Genomic DNA, 23,595 nt, shown 5'->3' with positions numbered 1-23,595 from the left:
ACTCCGTTTATCAGGACTGGCCGAATGCCGCCAGGGCGCCGGCCAGAGAATCGGGATCTTCAATACCGTGCACCGGCAAACCGCGCTCAATCCGCTTGATCAACCCGGCAAGCACTTTACCAGCACCGCATTCAACCGCAACCGTCACTCCTTCATCACTGAGCGTGCGGATCGAGTCCGTCCACAACACAGGAGAGTATAGCTGCTTCAGCAGATTGCTCTTGAGCGTGTCTGCGTCTTTGACAACAGTAGCATTCACATTCTGGACCACCGGGATGACAGCATCGTTAAACCGGACATCTTCCAGGGCTTCGGCCAACTGTTCGGCAGCACCTTTCATCAGGGCACAATGGGACGGCACACTCACCGGCAGCGGCATCGCCTTCCGCGCCCCGCGGCCCTTACAGGCTTCAATAGCCCGCTCAACGGCAGCGGCGGAGCCGGCAATAACCACCTGCCCCGGGGCGTTAAAGTTCACCGCAGCCACCACATCGCCCTGGGCCGCCTCTTCACAGGCCGCAACAACGTCTGCGTCTTCGAGCCCCAGAATGGCAGCCATGCGGCCTTCACCGGCAGGGACAGCATCCTGCATAAGTTCGCCACGAAGCTGAACCAGTTTGACTGCTTCAATGAAGTCCAGACTTTCCGCGGCCACCAGCGCGCTGTACTCGCCCAGACTATGACCTGCGACGAAATCAGGACGTGGCCCATCCGAGACACACCACTGGCGCCACAGGGCAACACTGGCGGTTAACAGGGCCGGCTGGGTAACCATGGTCTGATTCAGCTCTTCAGCGGGACCGTGCTGGCACAGGTGCCAGAGATCGTAGCCAAGAACGTTAGACGCCTCATCGAAGGTTTCGCTGATCATTGGCCACGCCTCGGCAGCATCCTTAAGCATGCCGACCGATTGGGAGCCTTGTCCGGGGAAAATAAACGCTGATTTCATAAGCGGAATCTTATCGTCATTGATGGGTTACTGGAGATTAGCCAATAGTACAATTCAGGCCAATTATCCGCGATTAACCCTGAAAATGCGGGTCTACTTTAGTCGGGACCCGACCGGGACAGGCATCATAACATCAGATCATCGAGTCTTTCGTTGATCCTTCGTGGCACTTCGAGCTCCACTTCCCGAACGGCCTGGCGAATAGCAGCCAGCATGGCGCGCTCGTTGGCATTGCCATGGCTTTTAATGACCACACCCTGGAGCCCAAGCAGGCTCGCACCGTTATGACGGGACGGGTCCATCAACTGAAGGAGGCGGCCAATAATCGGTTTTGCCAACCAGCCCACAAAGCGACCATAAAGCGAGCGGGTAAATGCCTGCTCAAGAAGCTCGATCAGCAACCCGGCGACACCTTCGCCGGTTTTCAATGCAATGTTGCCGACAAAACCGTCACAGACTACTACATCGGCGACATCCCGAAACAGGTCACTGCCCTCGACATAACCAATGTAATTGATGGTGTCGCATTGGGCTAACATATGGGAGGCAAGGCGAACCTGCTCGTTGCCCTTGATCTCTTCCTCGCCAACATTAAGCAAAGCAACACGAGGCTCAGGCTGGGCACAAATGGCCGAGGCCATGAGCGACCCCATCAGCGCATACTGATACAGGTTCTCCGCCGTGGAATCGACATTCGCACCGAGATCCAGAACGTGGCAACGGCCACGGAGGGAAGGAATAAGTTTGGCGATGGCCGGCCGTTCAATACCGGGATACATGCGGATAATCGACCGGCCGAACGCCATCAGGGCGCCGGTATTGCCGGCACTGACACACCCCTGGGCCTCGCCGTCCCGGACAAGCCCGAGCGCAATAGCCATGGAGGAGTTTTTCTTATGACGAATGGCGTGGGAAGGGCGCTCGTTCATGCGTACCACATCCGCCGCCTCAACGATGCGAATCCGTTCGTGCCCATCAATCAACAAGGCCTCGAGCTCGCTCCGGATTCCCACCAGAACAAGACTCAAGGCCTCATTTTCACGCACTGCTTCCAGCGAAGCATGAACCACCACCTCGGCGCCACGATCACCGCTCATGGCGTCGATAGCAATGGTGACCGGTTTACTCACCGCTCGTCCATGCGTCACGGGTCAGAAGGGTATCCCGACGATCTTACTCGTCGCGAGCCTCAACAACCTGCTTTCCGCGGTAAAAACCGTCCGGAGAGACGTGGTGACGACGATGAACTTCGCCGGTGGTTGCGTCTGTAGACAGAGCGGCGGCGCTCAGTGCGTCGTGCGAACGGCGCATGCCACGCTTGGAACGGGTCTTGCGATTTTGCTGTACAGCCATGGTTATGCTCCTGACCTATTTACGAAAACGTTAATGCTTTGTCGTCTTGAGACCCGCCAGAACACTGAACGGGTTATCTTCTCTTTTCTTTACCTCTGGCTCACTGGCAACGTTTGATGGTTCCAGTGCCTCCAGGTCTTCCTTTGCCGGGCATTCGTCCCTCTCATGGAGAGGAAAGGGTGGTAATACCAGCAATAGCTCGTCTTCCACCATGGCCCACAAGTCTGCGCTGAAGTCCTCGAACAGAAAGGGTTCCAGTGCTTTCGGCAATCGTTGGGCCTGCTCATCGTTGATGACCAACCCGAGATCAAAACGGGATTCCAGTGTCGTATGCATATCAGTCATGCAACGCTGGCACTCCAGTGTGACCGGCGCAGACAGCTCGCCCGACACAACCCTTCGGCGCTCACTATCCTGATAAAAGGACAGCTTAACATGGCATTCACTGCCATCCTGCAAGCCAGGAACTGCTTCTCGAAAACGAGCGAGACCCTTGAGTGGAACTACCCCCTCAAGTGTTCTGTTCTGCTCAGCCAACCGGATAGGGTCAACGGATTTCGGCAGTTCGGCGATCGGCGCTTTAGACATAGGCGCGCAATTTTAGGGGCGCGACCCGCCTCTGTCAAAGACTTAATCCACTTTCTGTCGGGGGTTCCGCTCCGTGTAGGGGTATTTTACGATATGGACCGGTAAACCTGACAGATCCATCAATCCACCATCTCTATAAGGCAGCCATGACCTCACCCGGCCTTTTGCTAGCGTCATCATCCCCTTACCGCAAACGCCTGCTCGACCAGCTCGGCCTGCCCTTTGAGACCGCCAGCCCGAATATCGACGAATCGCCGCTACAAGGCGAACTACCGGATGCCCTGGCGGTTCGACTGGCCACCCAAAAAGCCCAGGCGCTTGCACCGGAGCACCCCGGAAAACTCATCATCGGCTCGGACCAGGTCGCCGCCCTGCCGGACGGCACACTGTTAAGCAAACCAGGCAGCCATGAGCGGGCGCTTGAACAACTCAGCCGGAGCAGCGGGAAAAGCGTGCATTTCCTCACCGGCCTGGCGGTGCTCGATACCCGGACAGGCGTTCTCGAACACTGCTGCGAAACCTTTATTGCACATTTCCGCGACCTTACCAGGGAGGAAATCAGCAACTACCTGCACCGAGAGCAACCCTATGACTGCGCTGGCAGCTTCAAGATGGAGGGATTGGGCATAACCCTGTTCAAGGGGTTGGAAGGGCGAGACCCCAACAGCCTGATTGGATTGCCACTGATTGCCCTGAACGAGATTCTGATCCGGCTCGGTAACAACCCACTGCTACACCCCGAACCATAATCCGGGGTGCAGCAGGCCGTTAACGCAATTCGAGGCGCGATTCCAACATACGGGTAGCGACACCCTCGCCGACCGAGACGCCCAACTGGTCCACAAGCTCACGGAAGGGCGAGCGACGGCGACTGTAGTCAACCAGCTTCTCCTCACCCACCAACTGACGGGCCACCCAGGAGGTGCTGCCCAGCCCGTCCACCAGCCCCAGCTCAACAGCTTGCTCGCCACTCCACACCAGACCGCTGAACAACCGCTCGTCGTCTGCCAGGCGATCACCCCTGCCCTCTTTTACGGCACTAATGAACTGCTGGTGAGTGTTTTCCAGCACGCTCTGCCAGAAAGCAACATCTTCATCGCGCTCAGGCGAGAACGGGTCAAGGAAAGCCTTGCTCTCTCCGGCAGTATAAAGGCGGCGATCCACACCGATTTTGTCCAGCATTTCACTGAACCCGAATCCACCGGCGATAACGCCGATCGATCCCACCAGGCTGGCCCGATTGGCGTAGATTTCATCAGCCGCCGCCGCGATGTAATAAGCACCAGAGGCGCCGATGTCCGAGATAACCGCGTAGACCTTCTTGTCTGGGTACTCTTCCCGTAGGCGTTTAATTTCATCGTAGACGTAGCCTGCCTGCACCGGGCTGCCGCCGGGGCTGTTGATCCTTAACACCACTGCCTTTGAGCGCTCAGCCTCAAAGGCATTGCGCAGTGATGTCACCAGGTTATCAGCGCTCGCCAGCTCGTCTGCGGCAATAGTGCCCCTGACCTCCACCAATGCGGTGTGGTGACCGGCAACGGAATCAACACTGTCACCAAGAGGCGAACGTATAAAGAAAAGCAGCGCAAACAGGTAACCAAACGTCAAAATCTTGAAAAAGATCCCCCAGCGACGGCTTCGGCGCTGCTCTGCCTGCAGCGACATCACCAGCTTCTCGATCAGTCGCCAGTCGCGCCCCGATTCCGGCGGCAACGCCGGCTCTTTACTGCCAAACAAACCTCGCTTTCGCGCCGGCGCACTCTGCTCAGGCTCTGCAGGCTTGTCACCCCAGCCCGGCTCCTTATCCGATTCCCAGTCACTCATCCGCTATTCCTTAACCACAAACGATCATAGCCCCAGCGTACGCCGAAGCTCATCAACAGAACTCACTACCGCGTGGGGATCATACTGTTCCAGCACGTCACGCTTATGCACTCCCCACTCAACCCCAATCGCCGGCATACCAATACGGCGAGCCATATCCAGGTCGTAGCGGGTGTCACCGATCATCACCGCCTGCTCAGGCCGGTAACCGTAGAAATCCAGAATTTCCTCAAGCATCAGCGGGTCGGGCTTGGATTTGGTTTCGTCAGCACACCGGGTAATGTCGAAATGGGTGCCCAGCCCGCTGGAGGTAAGTGCCACTTCCAGACCCCGGCGGCTCTTGCCGGTGGCCACCGAACAACTCCGGCCGGAGCCACGCAAGTCGGCCAGTATGTCCGCCATACCCTCGAATACGTTCTGGGGCGTGGTCACTTTCTGGAAAAAGTAACCCGCGTAACCCTCCCGAATCCGCATCATTTCCTCGCGACTCAACCCCGGGTACAGACGCTCCAGAGCCTCGATCATGCCCAGCCCAATAATATCCCGATAGGCTTCGCGCTCCAGCTCCGGGTACCCCAGCTCGGTTGCAGCCTGGTGCAAGCTGTCTGCAATATGGTCCACGGAATCAATGAGCGTTCCGTCCCAGTCAAAAATAACAACCTTTACATCCATCAATAACTACCCTTGCTACGCTGCTCAAGCTCTTTGAGCACCTTGGCGAATGGCTCATCATACGGCGCTTCGAGGCTCATTGCCTCATCAGATCCCGGCAATGTGAACTCGAGGGCCCTGGCATGAAGCATCAGCCGCTGCCCACCGATGGCCCGAAATGCCTTGAGACTGGCATCGTCCATATATTTGTCATCGCCGGCTATCGGGTGACCGGCCGAGGCGCTGTGCACGCGAATCTGGTGCGTACGACCGGTTACTGGCGACGCCTGCACCAGACTGTACCCCTGGTATTGCTGCAAACAGCGAAACAGCGTCAGCGATTCCTTGCCTTCGGGACTTACTTTCACCCGCCGCTCGCCATTCGGCATCTCATAGCGCAGGAGCGGTTCATCAACCCGACCAATGCCTGCTGGCCAGGTGCCCGCCACCAGGGCGTGATAATGCTTACGAATGCGTTTGTGCCGCAGTTCATCCTGGAGAAAACGCAACGCCGACCGTTTTTTAGCCACCATCACCAAACCGGACGTATCCCGGTCCAGCCGATGCACCAACTCCAGGAACTTTGCTTGCGGCCGGGCCGACCTGAGCACTTCGATCAAACCAAAACTCAGGCCACTGCCACCATGAACGGCAATACCCGAGGGCTTGTTCACCACCAGCATATCGTCATTTTCAAAGACCACCGCCGCTTCCATAACCGATTGCACCCGATCACCGGGCGTAGGCGACTCCGGCTTGCTCTTCTGGACAATCGGCGGAATGCGCACCACGTCGCCAGCCTGAAGGCGGGAATCCGGCCTTACTCGACCTTTGTTAACCCGCACCTCACCCTTGCGAACAATTCGATACACAATGCTTTTCGGCACGCCCCGCAGGCGGGCGAGGAGAAAGTTGTCAACCCGCTGGCCGGCCATATCCTCGTCCACCGTCACCCACTGGACACCCTTCTGCACCTGGCCTGCCGGCAACTCTCCGCGATGCCCATCAGAGGACACCGGTCCTGCCCGGCCCGATCCCCCACGGGACGGATTGCCGCGTTTTGGCGGCTGACGACGGGCTACTGGCTTGCGCGACATGGGATACCTTTTACTGGGTGATAAACGCGGGATTGAACGAACACCGCTTTACTGTTATATTCCGGCGTGCTCTGCCGTTTGTCTACGGCCTGACGAACTCTGGTCAGAAGCCGGAGCGGCAGCAGTATACCGACACTGATTAAGAGATTGAACGCCGAAGCCCAATCATTACCGGGCCCGGCGTGAAACAAACTCCCGGACCACAGGGCAGACCCAGAGAGGCTGCGGCCTGCTCCGGGAGAGGAAAAACCGACCGGAAAACCGTCGGGCGACATCGCGAAGAATCACTACCATGCAAACCCGGGCCGTCCAGCAAACCAATACGACGTGAGACCCAGGAGTTTGTGTGAACCTGAAAACGGATATTATGCGTCAACAGACACTCACCCTATTCGACCTCTCCCTGCTGTCAGGCAGGCGGATCGTCGGCGGTGGTCTCAGACTTACAGGATCAAGCCCCATAAGGGTCTGATCCGTCTGGCCGCCGGCCCGCCCTGCTGTAACAGGGCCCGCGGCACGCACATCCCGCTTCGCTGATGCGAATCCCCCCGGTTTTCTGTCACTAACAAACGACAGGAACCCTTTCTTTCCATGAAAAGAATGCTGATCAATGCAACTCACCCTGAAGAGTTGCGCGTAGCTCTGGTAGACGGCCAACGGCTTTTTGACCTGGATATCGAATCCAGCACCCGCGAACAGAAAAAAGCCAACATTTACAAAGGCCGGATCACCCGTGTAGAACCCAGCCTTGAAGCGGCGTTCGTCGACTTTGGCGCAGAGCGTCATGGCTTCCTCCCGCTGAAGGAAATCTCCAAAGAGTACTTCAAGAAGTCTCCCGGCCAGATCGAAGGCAAGATCAACATCAAGGACGTCCTGTCTGAAGGGCAGGAAGTCATCGTACAAGTTGATAAAGAAGAGCGTGGCAACAAGGGCGCAGCCCTGACCACCTTTATCTCTCTGGCCGGCCGTTACCTGGTGCTGATGCCCAACAACCCACGCGCCGGCGGCATCTCCCGCCGTATTGAGGGTGATGACCGTTCCCAACTGAAAGATGCCATGAACGGCGTACAAGTGCCTAAATCCATGGGAATCATCGTACGCACCGCTGGAATTGGCCGTACCACCGAAGAGCTCCAGTGGGACCTTGATTACCTGGTACAGTTCTGGGAAGCCATTACCCAGGCGGCTGGCGAGCGCAAGGCGCCATTCCTGATTCACCAGGAAAGCAACGTTATCATCCGGGCGGTTCGTGACTACCTCCGCCAGGACATCGGCGAAGTCCTGATCGACGCCGACGGCGTTTATGAAGATGTACTCAGCTTTGTACGCGCCGTGATGCCCACCTTCGAGAACAAGATCAAGCTGTACAAGGATGAGATCCCTCTGTTCAGCCGCTATCAGATCGAAGGCCAGATCGAAACCGCGTTCCAGAGGGAAGTGAAGCTGCCCTCCGGCGGCTCCATCGTGATCGACCCCACTGAAGCACTGGTCTCCATTGATATCAACTCCTCCCGGGCCACCAAAGGTCACGATATCGAGGAAACTGCCCTGCAGACCAACCTGGAAGCGGCAGAAGAAATCGCTCGCCAGCTGCGCCTGCGGGACATGGGCGGGTTGATCGTTATCGATTTCATCGACATGACACCCGCCAAGCACCAGCGCGAAGTCGAGCAGAAAATGCGTGAAGCCCTGGAAATCGACCGGGCCCGCGTTCAGGTCGGCAAGATTTCCCGCTTCGGCCTGCTGGAGATGTCACGTCAGCGCCTGCGCCCATCACTGGGTGAAACCCGCAGCGAAGTGTGCCCGCGCTGTGAAGGCCAGGGCACTATCCGGGGTATTGAATCCCTGGCCCTGAGCATCATGCGACTGATCTACGAAGAGTCGTCCAAGGAAAAGACTGCCGAAGTCCGCGCCATCGTGCCGGTGTCCGTGGCTACCTTCCTGCTGAACGAAAAACGCAAGCAGTTGGCCGACATCGAGGCACGCCAGGGCGTTTCCGTGGTGGTTGCTCCGGTGCCAAATATGGAAACACCGCACTTCGAGATCATCCGTCTGCGTCAGGATGAAGCAACCCCTGAGCACATTGCCAGCCATCAGGTTGCTCAGGAATACAACGAGCGGGAAGAAGAAAGCGCCGAAGTACAGACCACCGAAAAGCCGGTTCGTGAGCAGGCTGCCGTGAAGGCCATCCGCCCCACAGCCCCTGCCCCGACAGCACCCCAGGCCGCCGCTGAACCTGCGGAGCCAGAAGAAGGCCTGTTCCGCAAGCTCGGCAAGAAAATTGCCTGTTTCTTCCGCGGTGAGCAGGAGCAAACCGACACCAAACAAGCCGCCGGTAACCGTGACCGCGCCGGAGACCGTCGTAACCAGGGCCGCCAGGACCGCCGCAAATCACGGGTAGCCCGTGACGACCAGCGCCAGGGTGGCAATCGCACCGGAAACGACCGCCGCCAGAGTGGCCAGCCAAACCGCGCTGATGATAACCGCAACCGTAATCGCGGCAACCGCAACGATGACCAGTCCCGCGGTGCCCAGAATCGTTCAGGGCAGCAGGACAAGGCCGGCGATAACCGCGGCGCGGACACAAAAGGCAGTGAGAACCGTCGGGACAACCGCAAGGACTCACAGGGTCGCAACCAGAACCGCAATCGTCCGCAGCGCGATGCGAAAGACCAGAAAGACAATCGCGAACCGCAACAAGATGCCCAGAAGGCGCCGGCCGAGAACAAGCAGGGTGGTGACGACAAACGTCGCAAGCCACGCCGCCAGCGTAATCGCGACGGCTCACCTGCCGAGTCTCCGGCCAGCACACCGGCCGCTCGCAAGGCAGAACGCAGCGAAAGGCACCAGAAGGATACTCAGCCCGAGAAAGGCGTAGAGACCGATAACGAAGAGGCGAAGCAACAACCAGCCCAGCAACCGGTTGAACAGCCCAAGAAGGTTGAAGCACCGAAGAGCGCTGCCGCCGAAGACAAGGCCACGGTGGAGACACCCAAGGCTGACAAGCAGGAACAACCGAAAGCCGACAAGGTGCCGGAAGAGAAAGCCGAGCAACCTGCCCAGCCGGCAGAGCAAGGCAACCAGGCTGACGGCCAGAAGGCGAGCGAAACAACCGACGCAAAGGCTGACGCCGCGAAGCCGGCTGACGCGCCTGAATCCGGTAACGCCGAGAAGGACAAGGAGCCCAGGGAACCCCGCAAGGCTCGCCCGGCAAACCGTCAGCGCAAACCGAAAGCCGCAGACAAGGCTGCAGATAGCGCTAATGCTGAAGCGCCGGCCACCAAGACCGACAGCGAAGCAAAAGCAGCAGAGCCAACTGACAAGCCGGAAGCAACGCCGAAGTCCGAGAGCAAGCCTGCTGAAGCGACGGAAGCTTCAAAGACCGAAAGCAAGGCAGCAAACAGCGAAACGGCGAATGCCCCGAAGGCTGAAAAGGCAGAGCAAGCTGAAACTGCCGAAAAGCCCGGGGGTGAAGAACCAAAAGCTCAGCCAGAGAGCCCCGAGCCCGAGGCCAAGGCTGACCAGGCAGAACCTGAAGCTGAGTCTAAGACTGACGCAGAGCCCAAGGCAGAAGCAAAAGCCGAAGATGCGCAGAACGCCCCCGCACAGGACGAAATGCCAGACGTTCCGGTCACTCCGGGCCGTGCATACAATGACCCACGTGAGGTCCGTAAGCGCCAGCGTGCGGCCGCCGAAGCCAAGAAGGCCGGGAGTAACTGAATATGCTGACCAATTCGGATATCGAGGCGCTGGAAGACATACTGTTCGCCGAGCCCTGGGGAGATGAAGCCCTGGATTTCTTCGGGTTCCACGGTGTGGTGTGTGCCAGCGTTATCGGCCCGGTCAGCCTGGAGGCGGAAGATATCTTCCGCCTCGCCACCGGCGCAGACACCCTGCCGGACGGCAAGGTACCGGAGGTCTTCGCTCACTGCGTGAAGGTATTGGCTTCTGATATGGCCCATGCCCTGGACATGGGGCAACCCCTGGAATTGCCCGAACCGGAAGATGGCGATCCCATGAACGCACTGGAAAACTGGTGCGCCGGGTTTGTTGATACCTTCCTGGAAAATGAAGAGGCCTGGCTCGATGCCGCCAGCGAGGAAGACGTCGCGGACCTGATGGTGCCGATGCTTACCCTGTCCGGCCTGTTCGAGGACGAGGACTTCCAGAACGTGCGTAACGATGAGAAGTTATCAGGTCGCATGGCGGAAGCCATTCCGGATTCACTGACGGACCTCTACCTGCTGTTCCACGCACCGGACTAAGCGCTCACCGGTTGCCTGAAATGATGCCAGACGGGCTCCAGCCCCTCTGGCATTTTCATGATACGGCCCAGCTCACACCAGGGCGCACCGGGAAAATGAAAGTCGCTGCCCTGAGACGCCAGCAACTGCTCCCGTCTTGCCAACTCTGCCACAAAACCAAGATCACCACTGGACTGCCCGGATACCGATACCTCAATGGCCCGACCACCAGCCCGGCGAAAATCCGCTGTCAGTTCACGCAGGCGGGTTGCCGTCAGCCGGTATTTTCGGGGATGCGCAAGCACAGCGATGCCGCCAGCATCAGTGATCCATTGCACCACTTCAGATAATTCGGGCCAGCAGGCCTTCACATCACCGGGCTTACCGGAGCCAAGGTAGCGTTTGAACGCATGGGCGGTCTTTGGCACCACCTCGGCGTTTACCAGAACCTGGGCAAAATGCGGTCGTCCGGGCACATCGCCTCCGGCCAGGGCTGTCGCTTTCTCCAGCAACCCGTCAACCTTCAGGCGAGCCAGCCTATCGGCAATCAACCGCGCTCGCTGCCACCGGTTCTCGTTCTGCTGCGCCAGCGCCTCCAGAAAGGCCGGATCCGCTTCATCGAAGTCCAGGCCGACCACATGAATGGTGTGGCTGCGCCAGACACAAGACAGCTCAACACCGCTAATCAGTGACAGCCCCAGTTCCTGCCCCCGGGCGCGAGCCTGAGCGAGACCAGCAATGGTGTCATGGTCGGTCAGTGCAAGATGGCTGACACCCTGCTCTGCTGCCCGAGCGACCAGGTCCTCCGGCGTTAACGCACCATCGGATGCGGTGCTATGGCAATGCAGATCAATGCACGGTTTCGGGTCTTGAGGTATAGTCACAAACAGTCCTGAACTGGGCGATAGCCGCCAGTGTACCAGTGTTGGCTATCCGACCCTAACCAAACCGAGATTTGCACCGGAGCACCCATGTATTACGCCATTATCAGCGAAGATGTCCCCAACAGTCTGGCCCTTCGGATGACCGCCCGCCCGGCTCATGTTGCAAGGCTGGAAGCACTGAAAGCCGAGGGGCGTTTGCTGGTAGCCGGCCCCCACCCGGCCATCGACTCCCCGGACCCGGGCGAAGCCGGGTTCAGCGGCAGCCTGGTCATCGCCGAGTTCGAATCACTGGAACAGGCACAGGCGTGGGCGGATGCCGACCCGTACATTGAAGCAGGGGTGTATCAATCCGTTACCGTCAAGCCCTACAAGGTTGTGCTGCCCTGAGCTGGTGATAGCGTAACCAGACAACACTGCATGAGCGGATTGTAACCCGCGATTGCTTGAATACCCGTCACTGTGTGACAAAATTGCGTGTTTGAATGACCGTCAATAGACCATACCAGGGAACGTAATCCGTGACATCGCTCCGTCTTCTTCTCAGCCTTTTGCTTATCATCGCTTCGGTTTCCGTCGCTCAAGCCCGCACCGTATGGGTTGACGACAAGCTCTACCTGCCCGTTCGATCCGGAGCCGGCTCCCAGTTCCGGATTATTGAAAACGCGGTTCCCAGCGGCACACCGCTGGAGGTGCTGGAAGTAGGCGATGGTTACACCAAGGTGAGAACTCCCAAAGGCACTGAAGGCTGGGTTTCAAGCCAGTATCTCAGCAACCAGCCGATTGCCGCTGACCGGTTACGACGCGCCACCCAGCAACTGGAGCAGGCGCGATCGGAGCTCACGAGTGTCCGCGAGCAGTTGTCGGCCGTTACGGAAGAACGTGACAACCTGCAGAATGCCGAAAGCAGCCTTTCCAACCGCGCAGGTGAACTTCAGGAAGAACTCAACCGAATCAAGAATATCGCGGCGGACTCCATCAACCTGGAGCGACGCAACCGGGAGCTGCGCGAGGAGAATCAGAAACTGCGTAACGACCTGGAAGTACTGACGGCAGAGAATGAACGGCTTGAAGCCAGCAAGGATTCCGATTTCATGCTGCTAGGCGCCGGCCTGGTGCTCGGCGGTGTTCTGCTGGCCCTGCTCATTCCGATGCTCAAACCAACAAGAAAAACCGACAACTGGGCCTAAATGCCATGAAAGACTACTCGGAAAAACGTGACTTTCACCGGATGCAGGTAAACAGCCGCATTGAAATCACCAATGCCAGGGGCGATACATTCACCGGCATCTGCCGGGACCTGAGCGCCGCGGGCATGCAGCTGTTTATTGACGAGGCTGTCGCCGTGGGCAGTGAACTCAGAACCCGCCTGGAAGGCGCAGATAACCAGCTACCCCCGCTGGAGACCGTGTGTGAGGTCATTCGTTGCGAGCCAGAGGGCGAAGGTTATCTGATCGGCGTCAACATCACAGAAGTTACCCAATAAAAAACGGCGGCCTTCTGGCCGCCGTTTTTTATTTCTCCAGGACACCCCCAGGTCAAACCAGGGGCTTCTCGGATACGATGATGCCATTGTTATCGGCATACACGTAATGCCCCGGGTGAAAGGTCACGCCGTGGAAGGTAACCGGAATGTTCAGGTCACCAATACCACGCTTTTCAGTCTTCCGGGGAACCGTGCCCAGGGCCTGCACACCCAGGTGGGTCTGGCCAATTTCGTCCACATCCCGGATGCAGCCGTAAATTATCAGCCCGGCCCAGCCATTCTCTGCGGCTTTCTCGGCCAGCATGTCGCCCAGCAACGCATTGCGCTTGGACGCACCACCGTCTACCACCATTACTCGCCCGTTGCCTGGCAGACCTACCTGCTCCTTGACCACGGAGTTGTCTTCAAAGCACTTCACGGTAACGATTTCGCCGCCAAACTGGCGCACACCACCATAGTTGTTGAAGCCAGGCTCAACCACCTGCACTTCCGGAAACTCGTCGCACAGATCCGGCGTAATGATCTTGCTCACCTACTACTCTCCTTTTCCGAAATGTTAGCGTTTTCCGAGATACTCGCGCTCAGTCAATCTTCTCGTCAGCCAGGAAGAACCAGGTATCCAGCACGGAATCCGGGTTCAGGGATACCGTATCGATACCCTCGTCCATCAGCCACTTGGCCAGGTCCGGATGATCAGACGGGCCCTGACCGCAGATGCCGATGTACTTCCCAGCCTTTTTACAGGCCTGGATAGCGTTGGACAACAGGGCTTTGACGGCATCATTCCGCTCGTCAAACAGATGCGCAATGATACCGGAATCCCGGTCGAGGCCCAGAGTCAGCTGCGTCAGATCGTTGGAGCCAATTGAGAAACCGTCGAAGTGCTCCAGGAACTGTTCAGCCAGAATCGCGTTGGCCGGCAGCTCACACATCATGATAACGCGCAGGCCATTGTCGCCACGCTTGAGGCCATTCTCCGCCAGCAGGTTAACCACCTGTTCGGCCTCGCCCACGGTGCGAACGAACGGTACCATTACCTCAACGTTGGTCAGGCCCATGTCGTTACGGACTTTCTTGAGCGCCCGGCACTCCAGCTCGAAACAGTCGCGGAAGGTTTCGGAGATATAACGGGATGCGCCACGGAAGCCCAGCATCGGGTTCTCTTCGTCCGGCTCATACAGGGTGCCGCCAATCAGATTGGCGTACTCGTTGGATTTGAAGTCAGACAACCGCACAATGACCTTCTTCGGCGCGAATGCTGCGGCCAGGGTCGAAATACCTTCAACCAGCTTGTCGACGTAGAAATCCACCGGGGAGGTGTAGCCGGCAATACGCTTGTCGACTGTCTGTTTGATATCGCGGGGCAGGCCGTCGTAGTTCAGCAGCGCCTTCGGATGAACACCTATCATGCGATTAATGATGAACTCAAGGCGAGCCAGGCCAACACCTTCGTTGGGCAGCGCCTGGAAGTCAAAGGCCCGGTCCGGGTTGCCCACATTCATCATGATCTTGAACGGAATGTTGGGCATGGAATCCACGGTGTTTTCACGCAGCTCGAAGTCAAGGGCGCCTTCGTAGATCATGCCGGTGTCGCCTTCGGCACAGGATACGGTCACATCCTGGCCGTCTTTCAGTAACTCGGTGGCATCGCCGCAACCAACAACTGCAGGAATACCCAGCTCACGGGCGATGATCGCCGCGTGACAGGTACGGCCACCACGGTCGGTGACGATGGCGGAAGCGCGCTTCATCACCGGTTCCCAATCCGGGTCGGTCATGTCGGTGACCAGAACATCACCGGGTTGAACACGGTCCATCTCGTTAATGCTGGTGATAATCTTGACCGGACCACTGCCGATCTTGTGGCCGATACTGCGACCTTCCACCAGCACCTTACCGGTTTCTTTCAACAGGTAGCGCTCCATCACGTTGGCTGAGGCACGGCTCTTCACGGTTTCAGGGCGGGCCTGAACAATGTAGATCTTGCCGTCGTCACCGTCTTTGGCCCACTCAATATCCATCGGGCGCTGGTAGTGCTGTTCGATAATCATGGCCTGCTTGGCCAGCTCTTCCACTTCCGCATCAGTAATGGAGAAGCGGTTACGGTCTTCCTGCTCTACCTTGACGGTTTCCACGAACTGGCCTTCGCCTGGCTCGGAATGGTAAACCATCTTGATGGCCTTGCTCCCCAGGTTCCGGCGCAGCACCGCCGGGCGGCCAGCCTCGAGCGTAGGCTTGTGCACGTAAAACTCATCCGGGTTAACGGCGCCCTGTACAACCGTCTCGCCCAGGCCGTAGGACGACGTGATGAACACCACATCGCGGAAGCCGGATTCGGTATCCAGGGTAAACATGACACCACTGGAAGCGGTTTCACTGCGTACCATTTTCTGGATACCCGCCGACAGCGCTACCAGCTTGTGATCAAAGCCGTGGTGAACACGGTAGGAAATCGCCCGGTCATTAAACAGGGAAGCAAACACCTCTTTGACCGAAGTGCGAACCTGCTGCAGGCCAGACACATTCAGGAAAGTTTCCTGTTGGCCGGCAAAGGAGGCATCCGGCAAATCTTCTGCAGTGGCAGACGAGCGAACCGCCACAGCCATGTCTTCGTTACCATTCTGGAGTTTCGCAAATGCCTCTTTCAGGGCATTATCCAGACTATCGGGGAACGGAGTATCAACCACCCATTGGCGAATCTGGGCACCGACACGAGCGAGCTCGTTAACATCGTTTACATCAAGGGCATCAAGAGCCTGGTCGATTTTGTCTTTCAGGCCATCGGTGGCCAGAAACTCGCGATAGGCATAGGCAGTGGTGGCGAAACCACCGGGAACGGTAACGCCTGCATTGGCGAGATTACTGATCATTTCACCGAGGGAAGCGTTCTTGCCTCCAACCCGGTCAACATCGGACATTCCCAGGTGGTCAAACCAGATGATGTAATCTTCCAAAGCACGTCTCCCTTGAGTCTGTGTAGCGCGGAGTCTCGAATCTGGCGTGTATGATACTGTAACCTGCGGAAATTACCTAGGGAGCTGCGGAACAACTCCCGGCAATCAGCCAAAACCAAACCGGATACAGCCATGAAAAGAACCGCTTTTTTTATTTCGGACGGCACAGGCCTGACGGCAGAAGCACTCGGCCATGCCCTGCTTGCCCAGTTCGAGAAAATCGATTTTGAACGTATAACCGTGCCCTATATTGATGATGAAGAAAAGGCTCATGACCTGGTCAAGCGCATCGACAAGGCTGCGGAGGTAGACGGTGCCGCGCCCCTGGTTCTCGATACCATCGTTAACAGCAGTATCCGTGAAATCATCAGTACCGCCGACGGCTTCATGATCGACATTTTTGGCACGTTCCTGAGTCCGCTGGAGCAGGAACTTAATTCATCGTCGTCTTACACCGTGGGCAAATCCCACGCCATCAATAACGAAGGCAGTTACGAGCGCCGGATCAACGCGGTGAACTTTGCCCTGGATAACGACGACGGCGCTCGCACGCGACACTACAACGAGGCGGACTTGATCCTGGTGGGCGCTTCCCGAAGTGGCAAGACGCCGACGTGCCTCTACCTTGCGCTTCAATACGGCATCAAGGCGGCAAATTACCCCATTACTGAGGAAGATCTGGAGGATCAGAAACTGCCCGCGGCTCTGCGCCCCCACAAAGAGAAGATCTTCGGGCTGACGATTGAACCGGAACGACTGGCAACCATCCGGAATGAACGGCGACCGAACTCCCGCTACTCATCGATTCAGCAATGCATGCACGAAATCGAGGAAATTGAACTGATGTACAAGCGGGAGCGCATCCCCTACCTGAACACCACCGCCTATTCGGTTGAAGAGATATCCACCCGCATCATGGTCACAACGGGGCTGAAGCGCCACCGGTAACACCGGTGGCCCACACTTGCCTCAGAGTTCCTGAATGGCCATACCGAGGCCTTCAGCCACAGCGCGGTTATCCGGGTTGGTGACCACTGCCACACTGGCGTTTTCCGGCACCAGCCAGGTATCGGCCACCCGTTGCAGCTCGTCCAGCGTCACCGCGAGCACTCGCTCCCGGAACCGGGCGCGCTGCTCCGGCGTGCGGCCAAACAGCTTGTTATGGAACGCGTGGCGAGCGGCACCGGCGGGTGACCGCGGGCGGTCCAACTGGCCGATAACACCAAGGATGGCCTCTTCAAGGGACTGGGCGTCGTGGTTTTCCGTGCGCAGCCAGTTCAGAGCACCGTCGAAGTCATCAAGGGTTTCCGCCAGCCTCGGGTCTCGGTACGAGAAGAAACGGAATACGCCATTGACACTGTCCTGGCCGGCACCGCCACCATAGGCACCGCCCTTTTCCCGGATAGCACGATGCAGGAAGCCATTGCGCAGGAAACCTCCCAGAACCGTCAGCGCGGCAGCATCCGGATGGTCCACCGCAACGGTGCTGTAGGCCTTGGCACAGAAATTCACCTGCGTTGACGTCAACCAGGCCTCACGGGTGCTGTAATTGACCGGTGCCATGGCCCAGGCATCGCCCGTCCGGCCGGAATCACCCTGCCAGCAGGATTTGAGGTCATCCAGCATAGGCGCCAACTGACCATCCTCGCCAATCAACAGGAACTGCCGGTGCTGGTTGCGGATTTTGTCGTGCAGCGCCGCCAGGCTGGCACAGAATTCAGCCAGGGCTTGGTCATCCTTCAGGGATTTATCCAGCTCTTTGGTCCCACGGATACCCGCCAGGCCACCCAAACGGAAGGTCAGCCAGGAGCCGGCACTCAACCCTTGAGCCGCAGCGCCCATGGCCAGAGCGTGGCCACTGCCAGTCACGGCCTGCTCACGGCGCGCCCGCACCTGCGCAATAATCTCGCGGATACGGTCTTTCTCATCAAACCGGACGCCGGTGTATACATCCTTCAGTAACTGGGTAAGGGCCTTGCTGTTGCGGGCCAGGGCCTTGCCGCTGAAAATCAGGTAGCCGGACACGTCCTGGACATCATCAATACGCCCCTTGGCGCTGAATGAGGCACCAATGCCGCCGGATTCCGCGGAAATCCTGTCTTGCATCTGCAGGTAATCCAGTTCACCACAACCCACTTCGGAAACGAGGGTGGTGTAGTAAGGCAGCAGCAACAGCTCCTGCTCCGACAACGCCGGTACCGGCAATACAACCTGCTGGTACACCAGGCCATTGGTGCCCCGGGAATACACGGTTGCTCCGATGTCGGCATCGTAGCTGCCCTCTGGCTCGGGCATCTGCAAAGGTACATCGTCCAGGCCAACCTTTGGCAGAATCGAATCGTCATCTTTACGCAACTGGCGTTGTTCCAGAGCCTCGGCACGCTCCACAATCGCCTTCACCTCTTCCTCAGTCAGGCTGGCCTTACGGCGTGCCAGCGCTTCACGGATGGCCTGCTGGTGATGGCTCTCCAGCTTCTCATCCGGGCGCAGGGTCAGGGTCACCCGGTGCGGGTTATCCAGCAGCTTGCGGCGAATCAGGCCCGGCACGTAGTCCGGATCTTTGATTTTCTCACGCAGGGTGGCCAGCACCGGCTCCAGATCCAGCAGCTCCACCGGGTCACCGCCGTGCACCATCGGCGCAATAGCGCTCATGATCAGCTGCAAACCGTAGGGGAAGCTGTCACCGGCAATCTCGCGCTGATGCAGTTCCAGCTGATGAAGAATAGCCTCCAGGCGATCCTGGCTGATGCCCTCTTCCACCACGTTCTGCAACGTGGTTTCTACCAGGGTCTCCAGATCTGCGCGTTTCTCTGGCTCGCTACCTTCAATGCCGCAAACAAAGGTCATTTCCCGGTTGGAATCTTCCAGGCCACACATGGGTGACGGCGCGTGGCCAATACCGGTAGTTTCCAGGGCCCGCATCAGTGGCGAGGCACTGTTTTCCAGCAATACGGCAGACAACAACTGGCCTTCCAGGTTCTCCTGCAGGTCAAAGCTGTGGCCCAGTAACCAACCCATCACAATGTGTGTTTTGTTCTCTGTGCCTTCGCCGTCATTGACCGCATAGCCCTGCTCTACCCGCAGCGGCGCGAACATGCGCTTCTCGTCGTGTACCGGCAGCTCGATTTCCAGCCGATCAAACCGCTTGAGCGCCAGCTCCTCGAACTTTTCATGGTGCTCCCGGGCGGGAATATTGCCATAGGTAGCAAAAATGGCGTTGCTCGGGTGGTAATGATGCTTATAGAACTTCACCAGGTCATCGTAGGTCAGATCAACAATATGATCCGGCTCACCGCCACTGTTGTAGTGGTAGGTGGTGGTCGGGAACAGGTGGCTGGTGAGGTTCTGCCACAACTGGGAGGTAGGCGCACTCATGGCACCTTTCATCTCGTTGTAGACCACGCCGCGGTATACCAGGTCGCTGCTTGGGTCGTCCGGTTTGTCGAATTCCAGACGATGGCCTTCCTGGGCAAAATCCAGCGGGTCCAGCTTTGAGAAAAACACCGAATCCAGGTACACCGACAGCAGGTTGTCAAAGTCCTTGCGGTTCATGCTGGCAAACGGATAGGCGGTCCAGTCGCTGCTGGTGAAGGCGTTCATAAAGGTGTTCAAAGAACGCCGGATCATCATGAAAAACGGATCGCGGACCGGATAACGTTCGCTACCACACAGCGCCGTGTGCTCAAGAATATGAGCCACCCCGGTGGAATCCATCGGGAAGGTACGCAGCGCCACAAAAAAGACGTTCTCGTCGTTGTCCGCCGCCAGGTGAAGGTGGCGGGCGCCGGTTTTCTTATGGCGATATTCCTCAACCTCAAGGTTCAGCGTGTTGATCCGGTGACTGCGAAGTTTCTCGAAGGCCGGGTGAATTGCGTTATCGGTCGCTGCAGCCATTAAGACAATCCTGTGTATTGAACAATTGGAGAATTACAGGGTAACACGTAGTATCAGATATGATGCACGGAACGGACTCAACAAGGTAGCCTGCCGCATTATGACAGACCGCACCCCCAAGCATATCGACGCCCCGGAAGTAGCCGCCTGGTGGGCGGAAAGACGCCAGTACCTGGAGCGAATCCGCAAGGTACCGGAAATAAGACAGCGCTTCTGGCGAGAAGTTGCCATTTACCTGCTGCGCCGCCTGCTATGGTCGTTCGGGTTCTTCCCGATTTTCATCGCTTTCTGGCTACCGTTCGTTCTGTCCAGTTTTAATCCGGTGGTGATGGCGTCGGATATGATCCCCCTGCTGCAAGGGTTTGTGAATTCGAACCCTGAACAACAGGCCACCACCATCAGCACCTTGACCATTGCCTGGCTGTCGATCGGTTCTTTCTTCCTGGTTTTCGATTTCGTGCTGACGCCATTTCGGTCACCGTATCAATACGAAGCCGATGTGTACATGAAGTCCTGGGAGCAGCTCAATCATGACCAGCTTCCGGACAAAATGTGATTTGGCCAGCATTCTGGCTAACTTCAGACACTTTCTGTTACATAACGTTGCAGACAGTGGGTAAGATGAAACCATAAGAAAGTATCCGGTAAGTTTGGATCACGAGGTTTCGTCATGGTCGATTTCAGACCACTACTGTTCGTAAACGCCCTTGCGTTAATGCTCCTGGTTACCGCCGGCTTTGCCTCGGTTAGAAAAGACGTGCCCGAGGTAACCGTTCCCGGCGTGACCGAAACCATAGCCGCGGCGGCGGAGCCGGTCTTGGCACCAGAGCCACGGCCAGCGCCGGCACCTGCCTTACCGGAACCCGAACAGCCCTCGCAACCGGTATCTGAAACCGCCAGCGCCACCCCCTTCACCCTGCCCCCCATGCCGGAACAGCCGGAGATGGTTGCCGTGGCAGAGCCGGTTTTAGCCATCAACACCCGGCTGGACACTCCTCTGGCTGAACGCCCGGTTCAGCAATCAACCCCGGAACAGGCAAAAGAGCCGCCGCCACCGAGCACTGGCAAACTGGTCTTGCGCTCCAATGTGGTGGGCGACCAGGTCACGATCAACGGCAAGACTTATGGCGCCACCCGGCTTGATCTGGAACTGAAGCCTGGGCGCTATGACGTAACCATCGAAAAACCCGGTTACCAACCCTGGACCGACACCGTTGCACTGACCGCAGGCCAGGAGCTGACACTGGTGGGCCGCCTGGAAGCCTACACCACGGTCAATTATCGCAACGGCGAATGGGTTGGTGGCGTAAGAACCGGCGACGGCACCTGGCAGGATGAGGCCGGCCTTCGCTACGAAGGACACTTTGTTGACGGCAAATTCCACGGCACCGGTAAGGCCTGGTACCCCGACGGCAGCAGATACGAGGGCGACTGGGACAATGGCGAGCGCCACGGTGAAGGCCAATGGCGCAGCGCTGATGGCTCCGCCTATACCGGTCAGTTCGAACGGGATCAGTTCCACGGCAAAGGCACCCTGACCCTGGACAACGGCGACATCCTCACCGGCAACTGGAGCCGCGGCCGCATGAATGGACATGGCTCGCTCACCACTGCTGATGGCATGCTTTACGTTGGTGGCTTCCGCAACGACGAATTCCATGGCCAGGGCGCCCTGACCTACCCGGACGGCCGCTCCTATGAGGGCGAATTTTCCAACGGCGAATTCCACGGCAAGGGCTCAGAAGTGTTTGCCGACGGCAAGAAGTACGACGGCCAGTACATAGAAGGCAGATTCCATGGAAGGGGCCTGCTGCGCAACCCGAACGGCAGTTCGATAGAAGCTACGTTCCGGCATGGCGAACCCTACGGACAGGTGCGCCTGACCACTGCGGCTGGCGAAGTCTTTACCGCCCGCACCACAGAACCCGGTGTGTGTTATCGGGACAAGAGTTATCGGGCAACGCAATGCCCGCAACTGGAAGGCTGGTAACCACCCGGCCGCAGTAACCACGTGTTTGCAGTAACAGGTTGAGGTAGTGACATGGCAATCAAAAACGCTCTGCTGGTGGACGACTCTAAAGTAGCAAGATTTGCGCTCAGCAAACTGCTTGAGGGTCGGGACATGGAAGTAAACATGGCGGGCTCTGCCGAGGAAGCACTGGACTTCCTGAAAAGCCATGATCGCCCGGACGTGATCTTTATGGACCACCTGATGCCCGGCATGAACGGCGTTGAGGCCACCAAAGCCATCAAGGGGAACCCGGATACCGCCGGCATCCCCATCATCATGTGCACCTCGAAGAAGTCCTCCTCGTTTGTGGAAGAGGCCCGCAATTTCGGGGTGTACAACATCCTGACCAAACCCCCGCAAACCGATGGCCTCAGCCTGGTTCTGGACCAATTGGCCAGTGACGTGGAACAGGGAACACTGCCGCCCACGGTTACCACCGCAAACGACGCCGAATTGCCGGATACTGAAGACGAACTGTTGCACATACCCACAGATGCCTCAGTGGAGATGTCACCGAAAGGCGATATCGGCGCTAACGGACATACCAGCCCGAACGTGGTGCCACTGACCAGCGACCTGATCGAGCAGATTGCCCGTTCTGCGGTAAAAACCCACATCAACAACCGCCTGCACGAACTACTCAGTGACCTGTTTGACGAGCAGTTTGACCACCTGAAGCGGGCCCTGGACGAGAATCGGAGCAAACAGGACGCGGCCATTGAAGAACGGCTGAACGAACTCACCAAGCTGCTGGATGACCGCACCCGCAACCTTCGGGATGACGTTGCCGCCGAGGTCAACCTGAGCCTGAGCCAGGAACTGGCCCGGCTGAAGAAGGAACTGTCGAAAAACGCCGGCTTCACCGCTGAGCACATGGCAGAGCTGAAAGACCACATCACCAGCGTTCAGACCATCGACACCGAGTTCTGGCAGACCCTGCAGTCTGAGGCCATTCAGCAGGCCCACGAAATCTCCCGTGAAACCGCCGAAGACATTGCCCAGCGCACCATTGATCTGTATGTATCGCAACAGCGCTCTGCCAACTCCCGCATCTACACGCTGGGACTGGCGGTCAGCCTTGGCATATTCACTGTGGGTATTGCCTGGCTGTCAGGTTTGTTCGGCTAATAACCGCCTGACTTCCTGCCAACTTTCCGGGGTGTCAACATCCGGTTGCACCCCGGCAATATCAATGGCTCCAGCGCCTGAACGATTCAGTACCCGCCCCGCCCCGGCGTCCCCCGCGAGAGCCACCACTTGCGGCCACAATGAACGGGGTATCCAGGCAGGCACCCCCACACGATCCCCGTAACTCGCTCCCCATGGCCGCTCGGGCTCAGCGCGGGCCTGCGCTGCCAGCTGTTTCAACCCTTCGGGCGCCAGCAGCGGCTGATCTGCCAAGACCACAAACACACCCAGAGCCTGCCGCCCCAGTTGATGGATACCCGCCGCCAGTGATCCGGCCAGTCCTTGCGACCAATCCGGATGATAGATCCAGGTGCCCGGCTGCAGCGCGCAGCGGTATCTAACCAGGGGGTAACCACAACCGGCCACTACCCTGACCTGTCGGGACAACAACCGAGCCTGCCCAACGGCCCTGGACAACAACGATTCACCACCCGGCAGCATCAGGAGTTGCTTCGTGCACCCCATCCGTGAGGCT

At 58.1% G+C, this 23,595-nt stretch carries 22 protein-coding genes; 10 read left to right on the top strand and 12 right to left on the bottom strand.

Going from position 1 to position 23,595, the window contains the following annotated elements:
- Positions 1-10 precede the first annotated feature (10 nt).
- The 4 genes from fabD to ACNSOI_RS08015 all read right to left on the bottom strand — a co-directional run bounded on the left by fabD (position 11) and on the right by ACNSOI_RS08015 (position 2,890).
- Complete coding sequence (gene fabD / locus ACNSOI_RS08030; RefSeq protein WP_230712693.1) at positions 11-949, bottom strand: ACP S-malonyltransferase; 939 nt, start codon at positions 947-949, stop codon at positions 11-13.
- Positions 950-1,074: 125 nt separating this feature from the next.
- Positions 1,075-2,079: a phosphate acyltransferase PlsX gene (gene plsX / locus ACNSOI_RS08025; protein WP_216646179.1), complete on the bottom strand. Its 1,005-nt coding sequence runs from the start codon at positions 2,077-2,079 to the stop codon at positions 1,075-1,077.
- Positions 2,080-2,122: 43 nt separating this feature from the next.
- Positions 2,123-2,302 (bottom strand): 50S ribosomal protein L32, encoded by a 180-nt coding sequence (gene rpmF / locus ACNSOI_RS08020; RefSeq protein WP_011785345.1) that lies wholly within the window; start codon positions 2,300-2,302, stop codon positions 2,123-2,125.
- Positions 2,303-2,332: 30 nt separating this feature from the next.
- Complete coding sequence (locus ACNSOI_RS08015; RefSeq protein WP_286921253.1) at positions 2,333-2,890, bottom strand: YceD family protein; 558 nt, start codon at positions 2,888-2,890, stop codon at positions 2,333-2,335.
- 146 nt (positions 2,891-3,036) lie between these two features.
- On the opposite strand from ACNSOI_RS08015, the gene ACNSOI_RS08010 reads away from it, so the two are divergent.
- Positions 3,037-3,639 (top strand): Maf family protein, encoded by a 603-nt coding sequence (locus ACNSOI_RS08010; RefSeq protein WP_106695476.1) that lies wholly within the window; start codon positions 3,037-3,039, stop codon positions 3,637-3,639.
- A gap of 19 nt (positions 3,640-3,658) precedes the next feature.
- Here ACNSOI_RS08010 and ACNSOI_RS08005 read toward each other — a convergent pair whose 3' ends face one another.
- Genes ACNSOI_RS08005 through rluC form a run of 3 tightly spaced genes read right to left on the bottom strand, consistent with a single transcriptional unit; the run spans position 3,659 to position 6,462 of the window.
- Positions 3,659-4,714: a S49 family peptidase gene (locus ACNSOI_RS08005; RefSeq protein WP_138436480.1), complete on the bottom strand. Its 1,056-nt coding sequence runs from the start codon at positions 4,712-4,714 to the stop codon at positions 3,659-3,661.
- 24 nt (positions 4,715-4,738) lie between these two features.
- Entirely contained in the window at positions 4,739-5,386 is a 648-nt protein-coding gene (locus ACNSOI_RS08000; RefSeq protein ID WP_106695474.1) for an HAD family hydrolase, read from the bottom strand.
- Positions 5,386-6,462, bottom strand: coding sequence for a 23S rRNA pseudouridine(955/2504/2580) synthase RluC (gene rluC / locus ACNSOI_RS07995; RefSeq protein ID WP_269063650.1), 1,077 nt, complete (start codon positions 6,460-6,462; stop codon positions 5,386-5,388). Before rluC ends, ACNSOI_RS08000 begins: the two co-directional genes overlap by 1 nt.
- Before the next feature lie 591 nt (positions 6,463-7,053).
- Between rluC and rne the strand changes: the two genes are divergently transcribed.
- Positions 7,054-10,182 carry a ribonuclease E gene (rne, locus tag ACNSOI_RS07990; RefSeq protein ID WP_420195530.1) on the top strand — a complete coding sequence of 1,043 codons (3,129 nt, stop codon included), beginning with the start codon at positions 7,054-7,056 and terminating at the stop codon, positions 10,180-10,182.
- A 2-nt stretch (positions 10,183-10,184) separates the two neighbouring features.
- A complete protein-coding gene (locus ACNSOI_RS07985; RefSeq protein ID WP_106695471.1) occupies positions 10,185-10,727 on the top strand; it encodes a YecA family protein in 543 nt (180 codons plus the stop codon).
- Here ACNSOI_RS07985 and ACNSOI_RS07980 read toward each other — a convergent pair.
- A complete protein-coding gene (locus tag ACNSOI_RS07980; protein ID WP_138436482.1) occupies positions 10,724-11,590 on the bottom strand; it encodes a PHP domain-containing protein in 867 nt (288 codons plus the stop codon). The genes ACNSOI_RS07985 and ACNSOI_RS07980 overlap by 4 nt on opposite strands.
- A gap of 87 nt (positions 11,591-11,677) precedes the next feature.
- Here ACNSOI_RS07980 and ACNSOI_RS07975 point away from each other — a divergent pair, with 87 nt between their 5' ends.
- From ACNSOI_RS07975 to ACNSOI_RS07965, 3 genes are all read left to right on the top strand, one after another.
- Complete coding sequence (locus tag ACNSOI_RS07975) at positions 11,678-11,977, top strand: YciI family protein (RefSeq protein WP_058090407.1); 300 nt, start codon at positions 11,678-11,680, stop codon at positions 11,975-11,977.
- Positions 11,978-12,108: 131 nt separating this feature from the next.
- A complete protein-coding gene (locus tag ACNSOI_RS07970; RefSeq protein ID WP_420195529.1) occupies positions 12,109-12,777 on the top strand; it encodes a TIGR04211 family SH3 domain-containing protein in 669 nt (222 codons plus the stop codon).
- Between the two features lie 5 nt (positions 12,778-12,782).
- Entirely contained in the window at positions 12,783-13,073 is a 291-nt protein-coding gene (locus ACNSOI_RS07965; RefSeq protein WP_061331896.1) for a PilZ domain-containing protein, read from the top strand.
- 52 nt (positions 13,074-13,125) lie between these two features.
- On the opposite strand, the gene rraA is transcribed toward ACNSOI_RS07965, so the two are convergent.
- Both rraA and ppsA read right to left on the bottom strand, forming a co-directional pair.
- Positions 13,126-13,605 (bottom strand): ribonuclease E activity regulator RraA, encoded by a 480-nt coding sequence (rraA, locus tag ACNSOI_RS07960; RefSeq protein WP_058090404.1) that lies wholly within the window; start codon positions 13,603-13,605, stop codon positions 13,126-13,128.
- 49 nt (positions 13,606-13,654) lie between these two features.
- Entirely contained in the window at positions 13,655-16,027 is a 2,373-nt protein-coding gene (gene ppsA / locus ACNSOI_RS07955) for a phosphoenolpyruvate synthase (RefSeq protein ID WP_061331894.1), read from the bottom strand.
- Positions 16,028-16,159: 132 nt separating this feature from the next.
- Between ppsA and ppsR the strand changes: the two genes are divergently transcribed.
- A complete protein-coding gene (ppsR, locus tag ACNSOI_RS07950) occupies positions 16,160-16,975 on the top strand; it encodes a posphoenolpyruvate synthetase regulatory kinase/phosphorylase PpsR (protein ID WP_420195528.1) in 816 nt (271 codons plus the stop codon).
- A gap of 21 nt (positions 16,976-16,996) precedes the next feature.
- On the opposite strand, the gene ACNSOI_RS07945 is transcribed toward ppsR, so the two are convergent.
- On the bottom strand, positions 16,997-19,921 hold the full coding sequence (locus ACNSOI_RS07945) for an insulinase family protein (protein WP_420195527.1): 2,925 nt from the start codon (positions 19,919-19,921) through the stop codon (positions 16,997-16,999).
- Positions 19,922-20,021: 100 nt separating this feature from the next.
- On the opposite strand from ACNSOI_RS07945, the gene ACNSOI_RS07940 reads away from it, so the two are divergent.
- The 3 genes from ACNSOI_RS07940 (at position 20,022) to ACNSOI_RS07930 (ending at position 23,060) form a co-directional block, all read left to right on the top strand.
- Complete coding sequence (locus ACNSOI_RS07940) at positions 20,022-20,477, top strand: hypothetical protein (RefSeq protein ID WP_061331891.1); 456 nt, start codon at positions 20,022-20,024, stop codon at positions 20,475-20,477.
- 114 nt (positions 20,478-20,591) lie between these two features.
- The gene (locus ACNSOI_RS07935) at positions 20,592-21,911 is read left to right on the top strand and encodes a PEGA domain-containing protein (RefSeq protein WP_420195526.1); all 1,320 of its coding nucleotides are present in this window, start codon (positions 20,592-20,594) and stop codon (positions 21,909-21,911) included.
- A gap of 51 nt (positions 21,912-21,962) precedes the next feature.
- Positions 21,963-23,060: a response regulator gene (locus ACNSOI_RS07930; RefSeq protein WP_230712702.1), complete on the top strand. Its 1,098-nt coding sequence runs from the start codon at positions 21,963-21,965 to the stop codon at positions 23,058-23,060.
- Here the strand turns inward: ACNSOI_RS07930 and ACNSOI_RS07925 are convergent.
- The gene (locus tag ACNSOI_RS07925) at positions 23,043-23,585 is read right to left on the bottom strand and encodes a nucleotidyltransferase family protein (RefSeq protein WP_420195525.1); all 543 of its coding nucleotides are present in this window, start codon (positions 23,583-23,585) and stop codon (positions 23,043-23,045) included. The two genes, ACNSOI_RS07930 and ACNSOI_RS07925, sit on opposite strands and share 18 nt — an antisense overlap.
- Between the last annotated feature and the right edge of the window lie 10 nt (positions 23,586-23,595).

It is taken from the genome of Marinobacter sp. GH_1 (assembly GCF_048595985.1).
In the GTDB taxonomy this organism is placed as follows: Bacteria; Pseudomonadota; Gammaproteobacteria; order Pseudomonadales; family Oleiphilaceae; genus Marinobacter; species Marinobacter shengliensis.
Note: the sequence above shows the minus strand (reverse complement) of the source record. Positions and strands in the feature narration are given on the sequence as shown.